General features: G+C 44.8%; 15 protein-coding genes, 9 tRNA genes and 1 rRNA gene. 3 read left to right on the top strand and 22 right to left on the bottom strand.

Annotation, left to right across the window (positions count from 1 at the left end; all coding sequences use genetic code 11):
- Positions 1 to 14: 14 nt before the first annotated feature.
- Both ACFQ2J_RS07945 and ACFQ2J_RS07940 read right to left on the bottom strand, forming a co-directional pair.
- Complete coding sequence (locus tag ACFQ2J_RS07945) at positions 15 to 2,606, bottom strand: heavy metal translocating P-type ATPase (RefSeq protein ID WP_386058446.1); 2,592 nt, start codon at positions 2,604 to 2,606, stop codon at positions 15 to 17.
- Positions 2,607 to 2,625: 19 nt separating this feature from the next.
- The gene (locus ACFQ2J_RS07940) at positions 2,626 to 2,997 is read right to left on the bottom strand and encodes an ArsR/SmtB family transcription factor (RefSeq protein ID WP_386058443.1); all 372 of its coding nucleotides are present in this window, start codon (positions 2,995 to 2,997) and stop codon (positions 2,626 to 2,628) included.
- A 187-nt stretch (positions 2,998 to 3,184) separates the two neighbouring features.
- Here ACFQ2J_RS07940 and ACFQ2J_RS07935 point away from each other — a divergent pair, with 187 nt between their 5' ends.
- Together ACFQ2J_RS07935 and ACFQ2J_RS07930 are read left to right on the top strand one after the other, a co-directional pair.
- A complete protein-coding gene (locus ACFQ2J_RS07935) occupies positions 3,185 to 3,874 on the top strand; it encodes a DsbA family protein (protein WP_386058441.1) in 690 nt (229 codons plus the stop codon).
- Positions 3,871 to 4,299 (top strand): disulfide oxidoreductase, encoded by a 429-nt coding sequence (locus tag ACFQ2J_RS07930; protein WP_386058438.1) that lies wholly within the window; start codon positions 3,871 to 3,873, stop codon positions 4,297 to 4,299. The genes ACFQ2J_RS07935 and ACFQ2J_RS07930 overlap by 4 nt, the downstream gene beginning before the upstream one ends.
- 61 nt (positions 4,300 to 4,360) lie before the next feature.
- On the opposite strand, the gene glmS is transcribed toward ACFQ2J_RS07930, so the two are convergent.
- The 6 genes from glmS to sigW all read right to left on the bottom strand — a co-directional run bounded on the left by glmS (position 4,361) and on the right by sigW (position 11,451).
- Positions 4,361 to 6,163 carry a glutamine--fructose-6-phosphate transaminase (isomerizing) gene (gene glmS / locus ACFQ2J_RS07925; protein WP_386058436.1) on the bottom strand — a complete coding sequence of 601 codons (1,803 nt, stop codon included), beginning with the start codon at positions 6,161 to 6,163 and terminating at the stop codon, positions 4,361 to 4,363.
- A 473-nt stretch (positions 6,164 to 6,636) separates the two neighbouring features.
- Positions 6,637 to 7,983 (bottom strand): phosphoglucosamine mutase, encoded by a 1,347-nt coding sequence (gene glmM / locus ACFQ2J_RS07920; RefSeq protein ID WP_386058433.1) that lies wholly within the window; start codon positions 7,981 to 7,983, stop codon positions 6,637 to 6,639.
- Between the two features lie 40 nt (positions 7,984 to 8,023).
- Positions 8,024 to 9,262, bottom strand: coding sequence for a CdaR family protein (locus tag ACFQ2J_RS07915; protein ID WP_386058430.1), 1,239 nt, complete (start codon positions 9,260 to 9,262; stop codon positions 8,024 to 8,026).
- Positions 9,255 to 10,076, bottom strand: a complete 822-nt coding sequence (gene cdaA, locus ACFQ2J_RS07910; protein ID WP_386058427.1) for a diadenylate cyclase CdaA — start codon at positions 10,074 to 10,076, stop codon at positions 9,255 to 9,257. The genes ACFQ2J_RS07915 and cdaA overlap by 8 nt, the downstream gene beginning before the upstream one ends.
- A gap of 152 nt (positions 10,077 to 10,228) precedes the next feature.
- Positions 10,229 to 10,873 (bottom strand): zf-HC2 domain-containing protein, encoded by a 645-nt coding sequence (locus ACFQ2J_RS07905; RefSeq protein ID WP_386058424.1) that lies wholly within the window; start codon positions 10,871 to 10,873, stop codon positions 10,229 to 10,231.
- A gap of 14 nt (positions 10,874 to 10,887) precedes the next feature.
- Positions 10,888 to 11,451, bottom strand: coding sequence for an RNA polymerase sigma factor SigW (sigW, locus tag ACFQ2J_RS07900; RefSeq protein ID WP_386058422.1), 564 nt, complete (start codon positions 11,449 to 11,451; stop codon positions 10,888 to 10,890).
- Positions 11,452 to 11,631: 180 nt separating this feature from the next.
- On the opposite strand from sigW, the gene ACFQ2J_RS07895 reads away from it, so the two are divergent.
- On the top strand, positions 11,632 to 11,811 hold the full coding sequence (locus ACFQ2J_RS07895) for a Spo0E family sporulation regulatory protein-aspartic acid phosphatase (protein WP_386058419.1): 180 nt from the start codon (positions 11,632 to 11,634) through the stop codon (positions 11,809 to 11,811).
- Between the two features lie 13 nt (positions 11,812 to 11,824).
- Here the strand turns inward: ACFQ2J_RS07895 and rocF are convergent, their stop codons facing one another.
- The 14 genes from rocF to rrf all read right to left on the bottom strand — a co-directional run bounded on the left by rocF (position 11,825) and on the right by rrf (position 19,759).
- Positions 11,825 to 12,727: an arginase gene (gene rocF / locus ACFQ2J_RS07890; RefSeq protein ID WP_386058417.1), complete on the bottom strand. Its 903-nt coding sequence runs from the start codon at positions 12,725 to 12,727 to the stop codon at positions 11,825 to 11,827.
- 85 nt (positions 12,728 to 12,812) lie between these two features.
- Positions 12,813 to 13,037, bottom strand: coding sequence for an HAD hydrolase-like protein (locus tag ACFQ2J_RS07885; protein ID WP_386058414.1), 225 nt, complete (start codon positions 13,035 to 13,037; stop codon positions 12,813 to 12,815).
- Positions 13,030 to 13,218 (bottom strand): hypothetical protein, encoded by a 189-nt coding sequence (locus ACFQ2J_RS07880; protein ID WP_386058411.1) that lies wholly within the window; start codon positions 13,216 to 13,218, stop codon positions 13,030 to 13,032. The genes ACFQ2J_RS07885 and ACFQ2J_RS07880 overlap by 8 nt, the downstream gene beginning before the upstream one ends.
- Positions 13,219 to 13,357: 139 nt before the next feature.
- Positions 13,358 to 13,433 (bottom strand) — tRNA-Ala (locus ACFQ2J_RS07875).
- Between the two features lie 7 nt (positions 13,434 to 13,440).
- A tRNA-Lys gene (locus ACFQ2J_RS07870) sits at positions 13,441 to 13,513 on the bottom strand.
- Positions 13,514 to 13,518: 5 nt separating this feature from the next.
- Positions 13,519 to 13,593 (bottom strand) — tRNA-Gln (locus ACFQ2J_RS07865).
- Between the two features lie 137 nt (positions 13,594 to 13,730).
- A tRNA-Tyr gene (locus ACFQ2J_RS07860) sits at positions 13,731 to 13,816 on the bottom strand.
- A 10-nt stretch (positions 13,817 to 13,826) separates the two neighbouring features.
- Positions 13,827 to 13,902, bottom strand: a tRNA-Thr gene (locus ACFQ2J_RS07855).
- 177 nt (positions 13,903 to 14,079) lie between these two features.
- Positions 14,080 to 14,155: transfer RNA gene (locus tag ACFQ2J_RS07850), tRNA-Val, on the bottom strand.
- A 6-nt stretch (positions 14,156 to 14,161) separates the two neighbouring features.
- Positions 14,162 to 14,236, bottom strand: a tRNA-Glu gene (locus tag ACFQ2J_RS07845).
- A 179-nt stretch (positions 14,237 to 14,415) separates the two neighbouring features.
- On the bottom strand, positions 14,416 to 18,714 hold the full coding sequence (locus ACFQ2J_RS07840; protein WP_386059026.1) for a S8 family serine peptidase: 4,299 nt from the start codon (positions 18,712 to 18,714) through the stop codon (positions 14,416 to 14,418).
- A gap of 553 nt (positions 18,715 to 19,267) precedes the next feature.
- Positions 19,268 to 19,339 (bottom strand) — tRNA-Thr (locus tag ACFQ2J_RS07835).
- Between the two features lie 9 nt (positions 19,340 to 19,348).
- Positions 19,349 to 19,423, bottom strand: a tRNA-Asn gene (locus ACFQ2J_RS07830).
- 222 nt (positions 19,424 to 19,645) lie between these two features.
- Positions 19,646 to 19,759, bottom strand: a 5S ribosomal RNA gene (gene rrf, locus ACFQ2J_RS07825).
- Between the last annotated feature and the right edge of the window lie 100 nt (positions 19,760 to 19,859).

Raw genomic sequence — 19,859 nt, 5'->3', positions numbered from 1 at the left:
TCTTTTTTGTGTAATTATTTCTGCTTTAACAATCTCATGCTATTGAGGATGACAATGAGCGCAGCGCCTGTATCACTTAAAACAGCCATCCATAAAGTCAGAACACCTGGGAAGATCAACAGCAAGGCTGCCAGCTTCGTTATCAAAGAAAACCATACGTTCTGTTTGATGATCTTCAAGGCTCTTCGACTCAAGCGAACTGTATGAGGAAGTTTCTCCAGATTATCTGCCATCAGTACGATGTCGGCAGTCTCCATAGCTGTGTCCGTTCCTGCACCACCCATTGCAATTCCAAGGTCAGCTGTAGCCAGAGCCGGAGCATCATTGATACCATCTCCCACCATAGCAACCCGCTTGCCCTCATCCTGCAATTTCTTCACGGCGGATACTTTGTCTTCAGGCAACAACTCAGCAAAGTAGCGATCGACACCTGTTTCGGTGGCGATTTTTTTCGCTGTCCCTTCATTATCCCCTGTCAACATCACCATTTCTTCCATTCCTACTTGTTTAAGCTTTTGGATGGATTGAACAGTAATGTCACGGATAGTATCCGCCACAGCTATGACTCCCAATATCTCTGTGCGGGTACCTATCACGACAAGTGTGTTTCCGTTTCTTTGTAATGCATCGATACGTTCCTCTATTTCACGAAGGGGAATTTCCATTTCTTTGAACAACTTAGGATTACCAGCAAAGTACTCCTTACCATTTATGGTAGCCTGTGCACCTTTACCGGCAATTGCCTTGAACGCATCCCCTTGCTTGGCAGGAATGTTCCTTTCCACAGCGTAGGTGATGATTGCCTGAGCGATCGGATGAGTGGAATGTTCTTCAATCGTCCGTGTAATACCGATCAGCTCTTCCCTGTTGTTCTGAAGTGCAATCACTTCAGCGACTTTCGGTTTACCTTCTGTAAGCGTCCCTGTCTTGTCAAACGCGATTGCCTGAATGGCACCAGCCTTCTCCAGGAAGGTGCCTCCTTTGATAAGAACACCATTTCTAGCTGCGTTACCGATTGCAGATACAATCGCCACTGGCGTAGAAATGACCAACGCACAAGGACATGCCACCACCAGTAGCGCAAGCCCTTTATACACCCACTCTCCCCATGATCCGAAACCGAACAATGGCGGGACGACCATGACAAGAAGGGCAAGTGCAAACACAATCGGGGTATAGACATTTGCAAACCGATCCACAAATGCCTGGGTTGGGGCTTTTTTCTCCTGTGCCTCTTCCACAAGGTGGATGATTTTTGCAATCGTCGTATCTTCCACCAGCTTAGTTACCTTCACTTCTAACGATCCGCTTTCATTGACTGTACCTGCATAAACCGTATCTCCCTGCTGTTTATCGACAGGCAGGGACTCTCCAGTGATAGGAGCCTGATTGACACTTGAAGTACCTGATAGAATTTCTCCATCCAGAGGAATTTTATCGCCGGGTTTGATGATAATCACATCATTGACGCTTACTTCTTCTACTGGTTTTCGGATCAGTTGGTCACCGGATTTAACAGTAGCTTCAGATGGAGCCAGGTTGATCAGACTCCGAATCGATTCTCTCGTGCGCTCGATCGATCTGTTTTGTAAGGAGTTTCCTAAAGCAAATAGCCAAACGACCGTAGCACCCTCAAACCATTCTCCAATCAGAGCCGCTCCAATCGCTGCTGAGGCCATGAGAACATTCATATCGAGGGAACCGCTTTTAATTGCATAAAAGGCGCTTCTCGCCGGCTTGAATCCACCTATCAGGATAGCCGCAGCATATAAGGCAGTAATTAATTCAGGAGCTATGCTGGTAAAAGAACCGAAAAAACCAAGTGCCAGGAATATCCCTGATATAGTAGTGGTCGATGCGCCTATATTCTTTTTATCAGTAGTCGTTTCCTTCCGATTACTGAAGGAGTCTACAGAAGCATCAAAACCTGCTCGTTGAACTTCTTTTATGATTTCTTTATGATTCGTCGTATGATCAATTTGCATTTTCCCCGTAGAAAAATTCACGTGGATTTCTTTGACATTCGGATTCTTACTTAAATGTTTTTCAATCGTCATCGCACAGGAACCACAATCCATTCCTTCAATTTTATACGTTTGCATCGTCTTGTTTTTGTTCAAGACTTCAGCTTCAAAGCCCAGCTTGCGAACCTGATCAGGAATCTTATCGTACACGGTAACATCATCGGCCTCTATAGCCATTTTTCCGGTTCCATAATTGACGCGTACTGATTGGATCTCTTTCGCCTTCTTGAGCCCTTTCTCAATCGTCGCTGCGCAAGAGGGACAATCCATTCCATTAACCTTGAATTCCATGGTATTTGGTCCTTCTGGCTGACTATTCTTTGGGGTTGCATTTTCCCCGGTGCTGCAGCAAGATGGTGTTGTTTCTGTGTGTGCTTCTTCCGCATCATCATTTCCACAGCATGCAGAAGTGACTGAGGTTTCTTTTTCGTCTGTCTCACTACTACAGCATGTGGAGGTGGCAGCAGCTTCTGCCGGCTTTTTCTCCGAGCAGCAGGAATTCGTATCTTCTGTTTCATTAAGTTCCGGCTCTGCTTGACTAGAGCAACAGCTTGATTGAGCCTCTTTTTCTAAACGACTCATTGGGTTTCCCCCTCTCTATTCAACCTTCTTGTGAGTGCAGTAAAGCAATTGAAACCAACTGATGAACATGATCATCGGCCAACGAATAAAATACAAGCTTTCCTTTTTTACGGTATTTGGCCAGCTTCATGTTGCGCAATAACCTTAGATGGTGAGAAGCTGTAGCCGTGGTCGAACCGATAATGTTTGCCACATCGCAAACACATAGTTCCTTCTCCAACGTCAACGCATACGCTATTTTCATCCGCGTTGCATCCGATAGCGCTTTGAAAATCAATTCGACGCCTTCCACTTTTTTAATTTCCGGTTGCACGCGTTGGACAAGTGCTTCATCGTAACAAAACGTGTCACATGTATCTTTAAGGGGTTTTTTTACTACTTCTTCGCTCATTATTTACACCCTCATTCTAATGATTGTTTGAATGTTTGTTTATAGTGTATGACCTTTGTAACAAATGTGTCAATATTTTTATTCAAACAATCACTTGAATGTATGCCTGTTTTTCCATAAACTAAACCTGTACTTATTATGAGTTAGACTTCTATGGCTATGAGTCAGAAGTGAAGGAGTGAGTCTATTGGCAGAGCACAAGAAAGGAAATATGAAGTTTATCGTATTGTTGACGGTATTTGTTATCGGCCTTCTAACCGTCCTTGTAGTATTCAACAATAAAGAAAAGCAAGAAGAAGTGAGCGAAAGTACCTCTGAGAATGAAGCTATTTCCACGGAAAACCAACCAACATTAGGAGATGCAGATGCCCCTGTTCAAATCGTTGAATTCGGGGATTATAAATGTCCTTCATGTAAAGCTTGGAGCGAACAGGTTTATCCACAGTTAAAAAAGGACTTTATTGATACAGGCGATGCGCAGTTTACCTATGTCAATGTACTGTTCCATGGCGAGGAATCCTTCTTGGCAGCTAAAGGCGGAGAGGCTGTGTATCAGCTGGCACCTGAATCATTCTGGGAGTTCAGTAAAAATTTATATGCGAATCAACCTGAAAGCCATGATGAACAATGGGTCACTGAAGAATTACTCTTGGAAGTGGCAAAAGAAAGTGTAGAAGGTTTGGATGAGGAAAAATTCAAAGAAAATCTATCCTCTGATGCAGTGGAGGAAGCTGTCAATGTTGATAACGGTTTAGTTGAACAATATGATATCCAGCTGACCCCTACTGTCATGATCAATGGACGCATTTTAGAAAACCCTTTCGATTATGAGAAAATCAAATCTGTAATAGAGGAAGAACTTGAGGACAGGCAATGAGTTCTGTAAAAAATGAAGCCAGCAGAAAAGCGTACCACTTGTATTTTGCCTGGTTGATCTCCATTATTGCTACATTAGGAAGCTTATACTTTAGTGAAATTAAAGAATATATTCCATGTGAATTATGCTGGTACCAGCGCATCTTCATGTATCCACTCAGCATCTTGCTTGGAATCGCCACCTTTTATAATGAAAGACAGATCATCAAATATGTCCTTCCTCTTTCGATCATCGGAGGAAGCATTTCACTCTTTCATTATCTGGAACAGAAGGTCCCTGGCTTTGCTCAAATAAAGCCATGTGCGCAAGGAGTTCCTTGCAGCGCCGAGTATATTAATTGGCTCGGATTCATTACCATTCCTTTCTTAGCACTGACTGCGTTTGTTTCCATTACGGTGATTCTGTGGTTCGGAAGGAAGAAATAATCGATTAAATGTAAAAGAGCGTTCATCCCGAGAAGGATGAACGCTCTTATTTTGTATATTCTTACTCAACTGTTACTGATTTAGCAAGGTTACGTGGTTTATCTACGTCACAGTCACGGTGAAGGGCTGCGTAGTAGGAAACCATTTGCAATGGCAGTACAGAAACCAATGGTGTCATCAATTCGTGTACTTGTGGCAGCACGAAGCTGTCGCCTTTCTTCTCAAGGCCTTTCATGCTGATTACACATGCATTCGCTCCACGTGCAACGACTTCCTGTACGTTACCACGGATAGAATAGTTGACCGGCTCTTGTGTAGCAAGTGCGATGACAGGAGTACCTTCTTCAATCAAAGCGATCGTACCGTGCTTCAATTCTCCACCAGCGAAACCTTCCGCTTGGATATAAGAGATTTCTTTCAGCTTCAAGGCACCTTCCAAGCATACGTAGTAGTCGATGCTGCGGCCGATGAAGAAGCAGTTGCGTGTTGTTGAAAGGAAGTCTTTCGCAAGTCCTTCCATCAGGTCTTTCTGGTCAGTCATCGCTTCCATTGCGTTCGCAACGATAGCTAGCTCCTGCATTGGATCGAAATCAAGTTCGATTCCTTTTGCTTTCGCTGTATCTACTGCCAAGATAGCAAGTACAGCCATTTGCGCAGTATATGCCTTTGTAGATGCTACGGCAATTTCAGGGCCTGCATGCAGGTGCAGGGTATAGTCTGCTTCACGAGAAAGGGTGGACCCTGGTACGTTCGTAATCGTCAGTGCCGGGTGTCCTAGCTCTTTCGTCTGTACAAGTACGGAACGGCTGTCCGCAGTCTCTCCACTTTGGGAGATGTAGACGAATAATGGTTTTTCAGATAGTAATGGCATGTTGTAAGAGAACTCACTTGCCACATGGACTTCAACTGGAATGTTCGCAAATTTTTCGATGAACTGTTTACCGATCAATCCAGCGTGATAGCTTGTTCCTGCTGCAATGATATAGATGCGGTCGCAGTCTGTCATCGCTTTACGGATTTCAGGGTCCAGTTTGATTTCATTATCTTCGTTTTGATACTCTTGAATGATTTTACGCATGACCAATGGCTGTTCATCGATTTCCTTCAACATGAAGTGAGGGTAGGTTCCTTTTTCGATGTCGGATGCATCAAGCTCGGCAGTGAACGGTTCACGCTCTACTTTCGTGCCGTCCAACAACTGGATTTCTACACCGTCACGCTGAACGATTACGACTTCTTTATCCATCAATTCAAGGAACTGATCTGTTACTTGCAGCATTGCCATCGAGTCACTGGATACGACGTTGAAGTCGTCGCCAAGGCCGACAAGCAATGGGCTTTTGTTTTTCGCTACGTAGATCGTGTCTGCATTCTCTGCATCGATCAATGCAATCGCGTAAGAACCTTTCAGCAATTCAACCGCTTTACGGAATGCCGCTGAAACGTCATCCATCTGGTTGTACAGCACTTCAATCAATTGAACGATGATTTCTGTGTCTGTTTCACTTTTCAGTTCTACTCCGGAAAGGTAATCTTCCTGAACGTCCGTGTAGTTTTCGATGACTCCGTTATGAACAATGGTAAAGCGTCCAGACGTACTTTGGTGCGGGTGGGCATTCAATTCGCTCGGTGCCCCGTGTGTCGCCCAGCGGGTATGGCCAATTCCCATTGTTGCATGTACATTTTCATCTACTGCTTCACGAAGTGTTGCAATACGACCTTTCACTTTGAAAACATCGACGCCGTTATCATTCAATGTAGCGATACCTGCAGAGTCATATCCGCGGTACTCCAGCTTCTCCAGTCCTTTAAGCAAAATCTCTTTCGTATCATTTTGTCCGATATATCCTACAATTCCACACATGTTGGTGTATCCTCCTTAGTTATGGGAGGCTGACCAACACCCGATCAGGGGCATCGATCAGCCCCCTCTCTCGTATCTTTATTGGCACTTTGTCCGAAGTCTTTGTGCAAAGAGTCGCCTCATTGTTTTGACTTGGGACGATCGGTTGAAGTGTGGCAACCGGGAGGCATCCGCCGAACGCTCGATGAACCTCCTCCTCGTCAACTATTTTCACTCCGAACGGAAAATAGTCCTGGCGCTTTTATAACTGATAATTAATCTTGTTCCCCCTTATTCCTATGAATGCACTTTAATCTTATTATCCCATCTCCAAAGGTTTCAAACCTATATGGAAATAAAATCAAAGACAACTACGATTTTACCCGAATACAAACTACCAGGTCAATCATTTTCTGATCAGGTTAAAACAAATGTAAACCCCACGTAATAAAATATGCACCGCCTGCTCCTGAGTGCAGGCGATGCATCATCGGTCATTCCATTCCTAGTTCCTGTTCCACTACTTCTACTACCTTGTTGACGTATTTCTCACAGTCTTCTTCGGTAGGTGCTTCCACCATTACACGGACAAGCGGTTCTGTACCTGAAGGACGCACAAGTACGCGACCTTGATCGCCCATTTCCGCTTCAACAGCCTGAATCGCTTCCTGGACTTTGTCATTCGTCTGTACAGCCTTTTTATCCGTGACCTTAACATTTTTCAATACTTGCGGGAATTTCTTCATTTCTGATGCAAGTTCGGATAGAGGCTTGCCGGTATCCTTCATGACGTTGACGAGCTGCAATGCAGACAGCATTCCGTCACCTGTCGTATTGTGATCAAGGAAAATGATGTGTCCGGACTGCTCTCCGCCGAGGTTGTACCCGCCATTGCGCATTTCTTCCATCACATAGCGGTCACCTACTGCAGTCTTGTCACTCTTCATTCCTTCTGCTTCCACCGCTTTATAGAAACCGAGGTTACTCATTACAGTAGAAACGACAGTAGAATGATTCAACTGGCCTTTTTTGTTCATATGTTTAGCGCAGATGAACATGATCTGGTCTCCATCTACGATGTTCCCTTTCTCATCGACTGCAATCAGTCTGTCTCCATCTCCATCGAAAGCAAGACCGATATCCGCACCCTTTTCAAGCACAAGCTTCTTCACTGCTTCAGGGTGAGTCGAGCCGACACCGTCATTGATATTCAAACCGTCCGGAGACGACCCGATTGATGAGATATCTGCTTCCAAGTCGGCAAACATATGAGATGCCAAGGAAGAAGTCGCACCATGCGCACAATCCAAAGCGATATGCATTCCTTCGAAGTCGTAATCCACCGTCTGCTTCAAGTACTGCATGTAACGCTGGCCGCCTTCGAAGTAGTCGTTTACCTGTCCAAGATCTCCGCCTACTGGGCGAGGAAGATCATCCGTGTCTTTGTCCATCAACGCTTCAATTTCGTTTTCCTGATCATCGGTCAGCTTGAATCCATCGGGACCGAAGAATTTGATGCCATTGTCTTCTACTGGGTTATGAGATGCAGAAATCATGACTCCAGCCTCTGCTCCCAATGCTTTCGTCAAATAGGCAACTCCTGGAGTGGAGATGACACCGACGCGCATCACTTCCGCTCCGATAGAAAGCAAGCCTGCAGCCAGTGCTCCTTCAAGCATATGACCAGAGATTCTTGTATCACGGCCGATCAATACTTTCGGACGCTCTACACCTTTCGTAACGACATAGCCTCCGAATCTTCCAAGCTTGAACGCTAATTCCGGAGTCAAATCCTTATTTGCTACGCCACGCACACCATCTGTACCAAAATAATTTCCCATGATGTAATACCTCTCCTTCATCTTTCCCAACGATTCTGATTTATCCTATTCGCACAGTTGCATTTTCCGTGCTTACTTGTGCTTCCACATTTTCCGGTGTCTCCAACTGAATCGGAACTTCATGTTCGCCACTTTCCAGCCCATCTACATCGATGAAAGCCTGCAGGTCCTCTGCCGTCACTTGCTCCAAGGCTTCAGGGTCACCTTTCAGAACGACTTCGATCAGCTGGTCTTCAGGATTCAGAAAGTCAATGGTCTGTCCATCCTGAAGATTATCCACACCAACCTCTATATTGTCAATGGTTTCTTCTGCCTGTTCCGCTTCTGTCACTACCACTTCCACTTGTACCGTTTCCGGTTCTACACTCTGAACTCCATCCGGTAATGGAATGTCTACGTCAACGGTAGTCGTTTCCGTCAGTTCGCTGATATCCACTTCCAAATCAGATATGCTCTCGATTTCATCCAACACCGTTTGCGGTCCAGTAATGGTCACTTCCTGTGTATTCGGTGTAACGGAGCCTAGTGCATATCCATCAGGCAGCTCGCCAGTCGTCTGCACTTCGATTGGTACAGTGGCAGTCGGCAAATCGATTGGAACCGATACATCCACCCTGTTCGGGTCGACCAATACGTTCAATTCATTACCCTGTGAATCGTACACCTTGACCGGAGCTTCTATCTGGTCGATGCTTTCCGTCACATTCGTCACATCAACCATCGCCTTCACTAAAGCAACGCGATTGACTAAATCCTGTGAACCCGTGATGGTCACTTGTCCTGGTTCTACTGTCGGCTCACCGACCGTGTAGTTTTCAATCAGGTTCTGGTCATTGATGAAATCGACACTGACATCAAAATCCGCAGAAGTTCGTTCCGTCACAGTCACTTCCAATGTGGCGGGATCAAGCGTGACATTCAATCGGTTTGAAATACCGCTGTGCTGTACATTGACTTGATATGTACCAGGCTCATCAATGTCCTCGAGATCGATAAAAACCTCGAAGTTCTTCTGACGAACATGCGGTGTCATGGCACTTGTCGGTCCTTCCAACGTCACGTTCACATATTGCGGTACACCAGTTATGGTGAATTGTTCATCATCATACCTTAAATCCAATGGAATATTCGATAGAACTTCTAAATCATTATTGCCATCATTCAGGAGTAATGCATCGGATGTCGTGTCACTATCAAGGTTTGCAGACATCCAAAGCAGTACTGCAATCATAAGTGAAATGACACGAACGAACCATGGACTTCTCAGCCACTTATCCATTTTTCGTCCCCCTCCAGTTCCATGATTTCGAGGAAGAGTTTTTGCTTACAACTTCAAATTCCTTACGTAGGATTTCTTCCAGTTTCTCCTGCGTCAACTCACGGTGCAGTTCACCATTCTTCGTACAGGAGATATTACCAGTCTCTTCAGAAACGATGATGGTCAGCGCATCTGTCACTTCACTGATTCCCATAGCCGCCCGGTGGCGGGTACCCAGTTCCTTTGAAATGAAAGGACTCTCGGATAAAGGGAGGTAACAAGCTGCAGCGACAATCTCATCCCCTTTCAAAATTACCGCCCCATCATGCAACGGTGTATTCGGAATGAAGATGTTCGTCAGCAATTCACTCGTCAAACGGCCTCCGACTGGAATTCCGGTCTCGACATAATCGCCCATCCCCGTCTCTCTTTCAATTGTAATCAACGCTCCGATGCGACGCTTCGCCATATAGCTGGTGGATTTCAAAATCGCTTGAATCGACTTTTCAATCATCTGTTCTTCAGAAACATTCCTGCTGCTGAAGAAGCTTCCTCTTCCCAGCTGTTCAAGAGCACGTCTGAACTCCGGTTGGAAAAGGATCAATATTCCTAAGAAACCCCATGTGATGGCTTCTGACATCAGCATACGGAGCGTGGTCAGCCCAAACAGATAGCTCATCAGCCAAATCGCCAGAACGACAAAGATTCCCTTCAAGAGCTGAATCGCTTTCGTTCCGCGCACAAGCATGATGAGTTTATAAATAACAAACCAGACAAGGGCTATGTCTATTGCTATCAATAAATAATCGAGTACATCGCGTCCCCCATCAAGCATGCCTACACTTCCTTCTATATAATGTAAGTGAAATATTTTTGAAAAATGTCATAGTTTGTCCTATTATATCACACTACACGATTGGAACACATTATTACAGTATATAGAAAAAGGAACTTGTCTATGAAAACAAGTTCCTTGGAAAGCCTCATTCAATTCAATGAAAAGACATCTTTGAACGTATCTTTTACGTGATACCACATCCACTCGAAAACCTGGTTCACTTCTTCCACTTCACCGCTGACATATGCCATATATTTTTCGCCTTCAAGCGGGTTGTCTGGAGGGGTATCGTCCGTAATGATCTGACCATTGATCATCGTGACATCACCATCGACAGCACCTTCGATTTTGAGATCACCATTCCTCACAACCAGGTCACCTTTGACGGTCACACCTTCCGGCACAATCACCATATCCTCTTTGATGATCAGGTTCTCCTGTTTGGAAACGGTCACTTGCTGATCCTGATTCCAAGCGGAGAATACACCGCTGAACATCAGAAGGAAAAATACTGCGGCAGCTGTAATCAGCGGGTGATGCCTCAACCACCTTGTAACATTGTTACGTTTCTTCTGTTTAGGAAGGCCCGCCATCACTTTTTTCGTGAAATCCGGTGGTGCATTTATATGACTGGAGCTTCCGACCATCGTGATCGTTCGCTTCAATTCATGGAAATGATTTTGACAAGCACTGCATTGCTGTAGATGCGTACGAAGTTCTCTCTCTTCTTCTTGTTTCAATTCGCCGTCAAGGTATTTATGCATCAACGCAACTGTTTCAGGCTTACATTTCATTCTCTCTCACTCCTTTACACATGGCGCAGCCTCTTTCTTAACGCTTCTCGCCCACGATGTATCCGTGTCTTCACCGTACCTACCGGAATATCCAGCACTTCAGCAATCTCCTGAAGCGATAGTTCATCCAGGAACCTCAGTACGATGATGCTGCGGTATTTAGGCGGCAGTGCCAGAATTTCCTTATGGATATACGATTGCAATTCCAGGCTCTCTACCTCTTCCTCCGGTAACGCTTGGTCCGCAGCCAATTGTGAATACATATCCAACCCTTCTGTCCCCTTCACTTCCGCATCCAGGAAATAATCCGGTTTCTTCTTTCGGATACGGTCGATTGTAAGGTTCGTCGCTATGCGATATAACCAGGTTGAAAATTTCCTTCGTTCATCAAAGGTGTGGATGTTCGTGTACGCTCTGATGAAGGCTTCCTGCGCAAGGTCCTCCGCCTCATGGGCATTACCAATCATGCGGAAGCAGATCTGATACACTTTATTCTGGTAGAATGATACGATGTCTTCAAAAGAGGACTGATCCCCTTTCTTAACCTCTTTTATCTTTTGTTTTATTATGGTTTCCATGTCCCCTACCTCCGCTATACTTGCGGTCATTACATCTACGTACAACCACCTGTAAAGGTTTCAAAAAAATAAAAAGAAATATGTTCCAATTTTCAGTTTAACATCTTTTGCAGAAGGGTACGATACAGTAAACACGATTATCTCTGATAAATTTCGATCAGTAACATAACGGAGGGCTCTATGCGTACGAAAAATCAATACTTGGAGAAGATTGAAGCTCACAGAAAGAAGATGAACGAGGCATCCAAAGATAATGCGTTGACTTCTAGGGAAGTTGTTACACTCAGTAAAGAATTGGACCAATTGATGAATCAGTATTTAAAAACAAAAAATAAAAGCAACTTACCCACATGTGGATAAGTTGCTTCTTTTTTTATTTCAGTTTTTCACCTAACAGTGAGCCCATTAATCCAACAGCCGTATCCGCTGTTTTGTTCTTCTCATCTAGAATCGGGTTCACCTCGACAAACTCAGCTGAAGTGATCATCCCTGATTCCTGCAGCATCTCCATAGCCAGATGGCTTTCACGATAGCTCATACCACCCATGACAGGCGTTCCGACACCTGGGGCATCACTTGGATCCAGTCCATCCAGGTCGAGACTCAGATGAACGCCGTCGGTGCGATCTCTCAGATAATCGACCGTTTCTTTCATGACCTGGGTCATTCCCATACGATCAACCTCATGCATCGTGAATACCTTGATGCCTCTCTCTTTGATCAGTTCGCGTTCCCCTTCATCCAGAGAGCGAGCCCCGACAATCACGATATTCTCGGGTTTCAACTTCGGCTGGTACCCATGGATGTTGACCAGACGCTCATGGCCGATACCAAGACTGACTGCCAGTGGCATACCATGAATGTTACCGGACGGGGAAGTTTCACTGCTGTTCAGGTCTCCGTGTGCATCATACCAGATAACACCAAGATTCTCGTAATGCTTGGATACTCCTGCAAGCGTCCCCATCGCGATACTGTGATCCCCACCAAGAATCAATGGGAAACTGCCCTCACTAACAATTTGATCGACTTTCTCTGCAAGCAGTTCATTTCCTTCCGCTACTTCTTTCAAGTTGCGGAGGTTGTCCTGCATTTGAGGTTCTTTGCGATTCGGACGAGGAATTGCTACATCCCCAAGATCATCTATATCAAGCTTCAACTTTTCTAAACGTTCGATTACACCTGCGTATCGGATTGCGCTTGGTCCCATATCCACACCACGGCGGTTTTGACCAAGGTCCATCGGTACACCAAGAATAGAGATTTTCTTCATCATCATGTCTCCTCCTTTTTCATCTACCTATATTGTAGACGCTTTCAGGAAAATGACTCAACTGGACACGATTCTGTATATATATACGTTATTTGTGCGATAACAGCCAGCTTACTGCATCATTACAATCTTCCGCGACATAATGTAAATAAATGGAATTTAGTTGATTGCGTGCTTTCTTTCCATCTCCGGTCAGTACGAGTATGCTTTTGACTTCTGCACGATGTGCGGCGAGCATATCTTTCTCCCTATCCCCAATGACTACACAATCTTGTGGGGATAACCGGTATTTTGTTAATGCTTCATCAATCATTCCTGTGGATATCCGTAATTCCAGGCTGGTTGGTGAAAGAAAAGAGTTTGATGCCATTTTTTCTGAGGTTATCCAGAGACTTACGCACACCTGGGTATAATTGAAATTCTCCAGGATACTCGATTTGATCGGAACCACCTAGTGTTCCATCCCGATCAAGAAACACTGCCTTGATTGGCATGAACCCATCTCCCCCTTTTATTCGGATTTACCTGCAAGTACGACTTACCTCGTGAGAAACTCATGCCTTCACACGAAAAAAGCTGACATGAACGAATCATGTCAGCTTTCCATTTATGTATGGTATTGGTTTAAGTGAGTGGTGGAGCCTAGCGGGATCGAACCGCTGACCTCCTGCGTGCAAAGCAGGCGCTCTCCCAGCTGAGCTAAGGCCCCAAAAGAGTGAGCCATGGAGGATTCGAACCTCCGACCCTCTGATTAAAAGTCAGATGCTCTACCAACTGAGCTAATGGCTCAAACATGGCTGGGCCACCAGGATTCGAACCTGGGCATGACGAGACCAAAACCCGTTGCCTTACCGCTTGGCTATGGCCCAACAATGATGAAAGGAATATGTTTAATATAACCGATTTTCAAAAAATGAAACATCCATTATATAAAATTTAATATGCCCATAGGACAACAATCGTTTTCTAACTAGAAGCCGTTACATCGAAGTAAGAAAACATAAGATGGTGGAGGGAGTAGGACTCGAACCTACGAACCCGATGGGAGCGGATTTACAGTCCGCCGCGTTTGGCCAACTTCGCTATCCCTCCATAATATGAGTGGTGCCGGCCAGAGGACTTGAACCCCCAACCTACTGATTACAAGTCAGTTGCTCTACCAATTGAGCTAGACCGGCATTATTTGTTAAGATTACAGCAGATTAATTGTATTGTGCTCGTCTCGTTGCAAGTGAACTTGTGCAAAACTTAAAAGTTATACACAATCCAAATTATGACATCACTCGATCAGCATTGTCATAGCAAGGGTCGACATACTTATACACATTTATCCACATATTCAGTAATAGAGCAAATGGTGGAGGATGCAGGGTTCGAACCTGCGACCCCTTGCTTGTAAGGCAAGTGCTCTCCCAGCTGAGCTAATCCTCCAGTTAGTGGTGACCCGTACGGGATTCGAACCCGTGATACCGCCGTGAAAGGGCGGTGTCTTAACCACTTGACCAACGGGCCTTGCTTGTTTTCTTCGACACCCGCTCTGAAAACTGACAAGTATTATTATAACCACACACAAATATGTTTGTAAAGGCATTTTCGACATTTTTTTAATGTTTCTTTCTTTTTTCTATAAAACAGATTATTGATTACATAAGAAAAGCTCCCTGGACTTCAGGGAGCTTCTCCAAAAACCTTTACTCTTCCGTATTGATGAATAATTTACCCTCTGCTGCTTGCTGAGCCATGTTGCCGTAATCATCCATCGTCTTCACATTGATTTCTGCACCTTCCGCTACCAGGTTAGAGGTTGCTGTCCAATAACCTACATAGTGACCAGGTGAGACTTCCATCATTGGAAGATCATTTGCATTCGATAGATTGACCAATGGCATCTTAATGTAGAAGGTTGCATCCAATCCAGGTTCTGAATCGAACTCAATCTTCACGGACTCACCAGCCTGAAGATACGTATCTTCTGCAGGAGTCAGATTTTCGATTGGAGCCGCTTCAAATTTAGCATCGATAGTGATTTTCTTCGTGCGTTTGTTGCCAGCTAAGTCAATGGCACGGACTTTGATTTCATTTTCACCTTCATCCAGAAGGATACGTTTAGAGAACGTACCATCTTCAGATACGGAGGCGCGCTGACCATTGACCATTACACGATCAAGATTTTCGTCCTGTACTTCGCCTTCAACAGTTACAACCTGTTTGTTCGTCCGATCTCCATCTTCAGGAGAGGTGATTTGCAATCCAGGTTTTTGCTGATCAAGCGTAACTGTAACAGGCGCTGAAGGATCAGTAGACCCATTATCAGCATTTGAAACGGCAGTCAATACATTCTCCCCGTCATCAAGTGTGATTTCCAAAGAGAAATGTCCGTCTTCCGTCACTTCTGTGGATCCCACTTCTTCTTCGTTATTATAAACTGTTACTGTCGTGCCTGGTGCAGCTGATCCTTCCACTGTCGTATTCGCTTCATTCGTGTAGGAGCCGTCTGCTGGAGATTCAATGACCGGTGCTTCTGCAGCATAGCTGACGAGGGCACGGATCATATAGTTTCCTTCCGCTTCAGGAGCTTGACTCCATCCACCGCCAACCAATTGCCAGCTACGAGCTGCATAGTCACCGTCTTCATCAGTTCCAAGTCCAGGTGCATAAGGGTTCGGTTGGGACTGGATGTAAACCATATAGAAGTCACCGTTGACCACGATGCCTTGTTCACTAAGGTCTACTTCTGTCCATTCTCCAGTACGAAGAGCCTCTGCATCAATCGGTCCTGCAAGCTTCTTACCAGGAGCTCCATCCGGACCGCTTGCATCGTAGACAGCCACTTGGAATTCAGTTCCACCAGGTACCGGCCATTCTTCATTCCAGAATCGGAATAGACCACCAGTTACCATGGCAGACTCCTGACCTTCTTCAAGTGACATCCGAACTGCCCAACCATTACCTGCATCATAGAATGCACGAGCATTTTCTGCAGTTCCATCGTCATAACCGATTTCACCAGGGTATCCGATGAAAGGAGCCAGTTCAACATCCTGCGTCACTGTTTCATTCGCTTCGATGGTAACAGCCAACTCTTCAGAGTGGTAGTTTGGCGCCATAACCATCAACGTGTAGTCACCTTCATAAGCAGTCAGTGAGTAGTTACCATTTTCGTCTGTTTCTACAGGTGCGACCGCCGCATCCTCTGCGACCATCAATGTTGCACCCTCAATCGGCTCACCAGTCTGCTCATTTGTAACTGTTCCAGTAAGTTCCCCTTGAGGAATCGGCTCAAGCTGGAAGTTCACTTCAACATTTCCGTCATCAGGGATTTGTACATCTTCAGTGCTTGGATAGTAACCATATGCATCTGCTTGCAATGTGTAATCACCAGCACCGTGCACAATACGATAGCTGCCATCAGCAGGATTCGTACTTGTAGAACGGTCTGTTTCAAGTACCGTTACAGTCGCATCCAATGGTAAAACTGTAGGTTGCTTTTTCTTCTCTTCTTTCTTACTTACAGTATTCTTCAACATTGGAGCTTGTACATTTGTCACTTCTCCAGGAAGGAGTTTCTTAGGATTGACTGGATTCTTTCTTTGCATCATTTTCGGTTTGGATTCTTTCATCTTTCCGATTTTACCTTTGTTAGCTTTCTTAGCAGAAGTCGCTGTTCCATTAGACTCGTCTGTCAAATGGACATCATCAATGAACCAGCCTTCTTTAGTTACACTGAAGTCAGTATCTACATGGAAACCAATGAAGACATTCTGACCAGCGTAATTGGATAGATCTACTTCAGTTTCAACCCATCCAGCACTATCTCCATTGTATTCTGCTACCTGCTCCCAGTTTTCCATATCTGTAGAGACAACCAAATGACCGTAGTCGTAGTTGTTCTCAAGGATATGCCAGCTCTGGAACCTCAGGAAGGCATCACCTTCAGGTAGAGATACAGGAGGCATCACTAGCGTCATATCGGCATTATTTCCATATTCGCCTGCAAGGTTGGTACCGTAAGCTTTTTCACCTGAAAAAGCTGCTTCCGGACCTGATTCAGGCACTCCCCACTCCCAGGAATTGTTTTCTCCGAACGACATCCAGCCGCTTGGGATCGCTTCAAAGTCCTGCTCATAACCAACTGTGATAGAATCCTTGATAGCTACTTCATAAACTTCGGACTCTACTTCATTGTTTCCAAAGTCATTTATTAGCCATTTATATTCAAGCAGATCTCCTGAAATTTCTTCACCAGGAACCACTACTTGATACATACCAGTCATATAATCACCGCTGATCAGCTCTGCTTCAAGTTCAGACCAGTTACCATTAATACGATAGGATAGTGTAACTGAATCCACGCTTACGTTATCATTTACTTGAACTACTAATGGTAGAGGAACAGTCTCATATGTTTCCTCAGGTGCTTCGTGACTATAAGTTGGAGCTTCTGAATCTTCTCCTTCTTTGTACACATGACCAGTCACTTCACCAATACCATCTGTAATCGCTGAGACTGCATTGAAGACGTTAACAATTCCTTCACCATACCCTTCATTCGGGTCGGATGGATATTGATCATTCGTTGCGGTATCAGCAGTTTCAAGTAAAATTGTTTCCAACTCATCGACCGTCAAGGAGTTGTCCGCTTGCAACATTAGTGCTGCAGCAGCAGAAACATGAGGAGCAGCCATTGATGTGCCGTTCCATCCACCTTCATAATCACTGCCAGGTACAGAGGAACGAATATTCACACCAGGCGCAGAGATATCCGGTTTGATTTCTCCATCATATGGAGATGGTCCACGTGAAGAAAAGCTTGCCAGTCCATCGCTTGAATCCGTGGCTCCAACAGCAATCGCTTCTGGATAGTTTGACGGAGCAGAGATTGTCCCGTCTCCTGGTCCATCATTACCTGCGGAAAAGACAGGTGCAATACCAGCATTTCTCCAGTTTTGAACCATTGGTCTGTACCATTCATCTAACCCCGGGCCACCACCCCAGGAGTTATTGACGATATCCGGCGCCATCTCCGGATGAGGGTTTCCGTCTTCATCCACTGGCGCAAGGATCCATTCACCCGCTGCTAAGAGGTCAACGTCCGTACCACCAGCTGCAGTAAAGGCTTTGACTCCAATCCACTTCGCACCAGGTGCGACACCGATTTGATTGGAACCATCATCTTCTGCCCCTACCATCGTGCCCATCGTATGTGTACCATGACCATGGTCATCATATGGAACCGCTTGTCCAGCAGTAGCATCAAACCAGTTGAACTCATGGTCAGGGTTTTCCGGGTCACTTGAACTGTAACCTCGGTAATTTTCCATTAGTGCCGGGTGGTCCCACTGAACCCCAGTATCTATGTTAGCAACAACGACACCAGCACCATCAATTCCGAATTCACTCCACACTTGTGGAGCTCCGACACGATCGATATTCCATTCCGTATTCTCAACTTCATTGTCCAGTTGGACACCTAGTTGAGCCTTTTCTTCCTTCACCGTAGGAGTAGTGAGCTGCCTCGTACGGTTCGGTAGAATCTTTTCTACTTCCGGAAGTGCTGCAATCTGCTTCATCGTTTCCTGATCACTTGTTACAGCCATACCGTTTACAATGTAGAAAGATTCATAGGAAGAAACCTTTCCTTTTTGTTTTGCATCTGTCAGTAACTTTTTCAAAGATTGTTGTGACTGTATAGCAGTCGCACGAAGTTCCGTCACTACAGCAGAAGCTTTAACACTTTTCTCCTGCTGTTTCGTTAACGCAGCCTTATTCTTTTTCGCTTTTTCCACTGCGTTCAGAGCTGCTTTTTTCGTATCCGCCTGCTCTTTCATTTTGACAAGGTAAGTCACTTTATCGTTCTTTTTGAAAGAGTCAGTAAGTGCCTTGTCCACCTTATTCTTCAGTTGGGAACTATCTTTGATGGATAAACTTGGGGATGTCTGGGCTGCGGTAGTGCCGAAGTTGAAAAATGGTACGATCATCATAAAAATCATCGTAATACTCAACCACTTAATTAGCCTCTTTTTTGAGTGCAAATGTTTGGCCCCTCTCTCCTTTGATTTTCAACCCACAACCAAATCTGTCCACTAACAGACAAAAAACCAGGAAATCACACCTCCTTCGGAATGGAATGTTTCGAAAGATGTCTAAGATGTTACAAACAAGTTACTACACATCTTTCATGATTCCTATGCCATTTCCATAAAACAGGAAAATGCAAGTATACAAATAAGTCTTTGGGTTCAGTGAAAGGTGTCGAAACGCAAAGAAGATTAACAGGGTGCTGTCAGAGTCGAGAAGAAGACTGTTAACAGAGTGAATATGGAAGATTTTATAGAACCTTTGATGTGTTTTTCTAATGACTTAGGAGGCTTTTTATACAACTTTAGCTGGTATTTATACAAAATGGGATATCATTTATACAATTCGGGTGGTTTTTCTGACAACTTTCCATCGTATTAATACAAGTTTGGAAAAATTTCATACAAGACTCCGTTTTTCCACAAAAAAACGACCTTCTCCAATGAGAAAGTCGTTTTATAAAAGAGCTTCCAGCCGGACTTGAACCGGCGACCCCTTCCTTACCATGGAAGTGCTCTACCACTGAGCTATGGAAGCATATAGAGTTGGCTCCACCGGCAAGATTCGAACTTGCGACCGATCGGTTAACAGCCGATTGCTCTACCACTGAGCTACGGTGGAACAATAATATGTAGATATTCATTGAGCTTGTTCGTTTGGTTTTGTGCTCGTCGTACAACATGTTTGGTATGCCTTCTTGCGTTAACAGGCAGTGTTGTACTTCTCGCAAAGCCTACAGTGAAGTTATTCAAGGAGATTTACGGCTTTTTCTATATCAGCGACAAACAAATTATAACCGAAATGCCACATGGTATTCAAGTTATAATTAGATAAAAAAAAGAAGCCTAGCGGTGTCCTACTCTCACGGGGGTAAACCCGACTACCATCGGCGCTGGAGAGCTTAACTGCTGTGTTCGGCATGGGAACAGGTGTGACCTCTCCGCCATCACCACTAGATCTTCTTTAATTGAGGATGAACCCTCAAAACTAGATAAGTGCAGCCATTCAACATATCATGTCTTTTCGCGAATCATCATATAGATAAGTCCTCGATCGA

The sequence above is a fragment of the Thalassobacillus hwangdonensis genome (assembly GCF_042675915.1).
GTDB classification, from domain to species: domain Bacteria; phylum Bacillota; class Bacilli; order Bacillales; family Halobacillaceae; genus Thalassobacillus_A; species Thalassobacillus_A hwangdonensis.
Note: the sequence above shows the minus strand (reverse complement) of the source record. Positions and strands in the feature narration are given on the sequence as shown.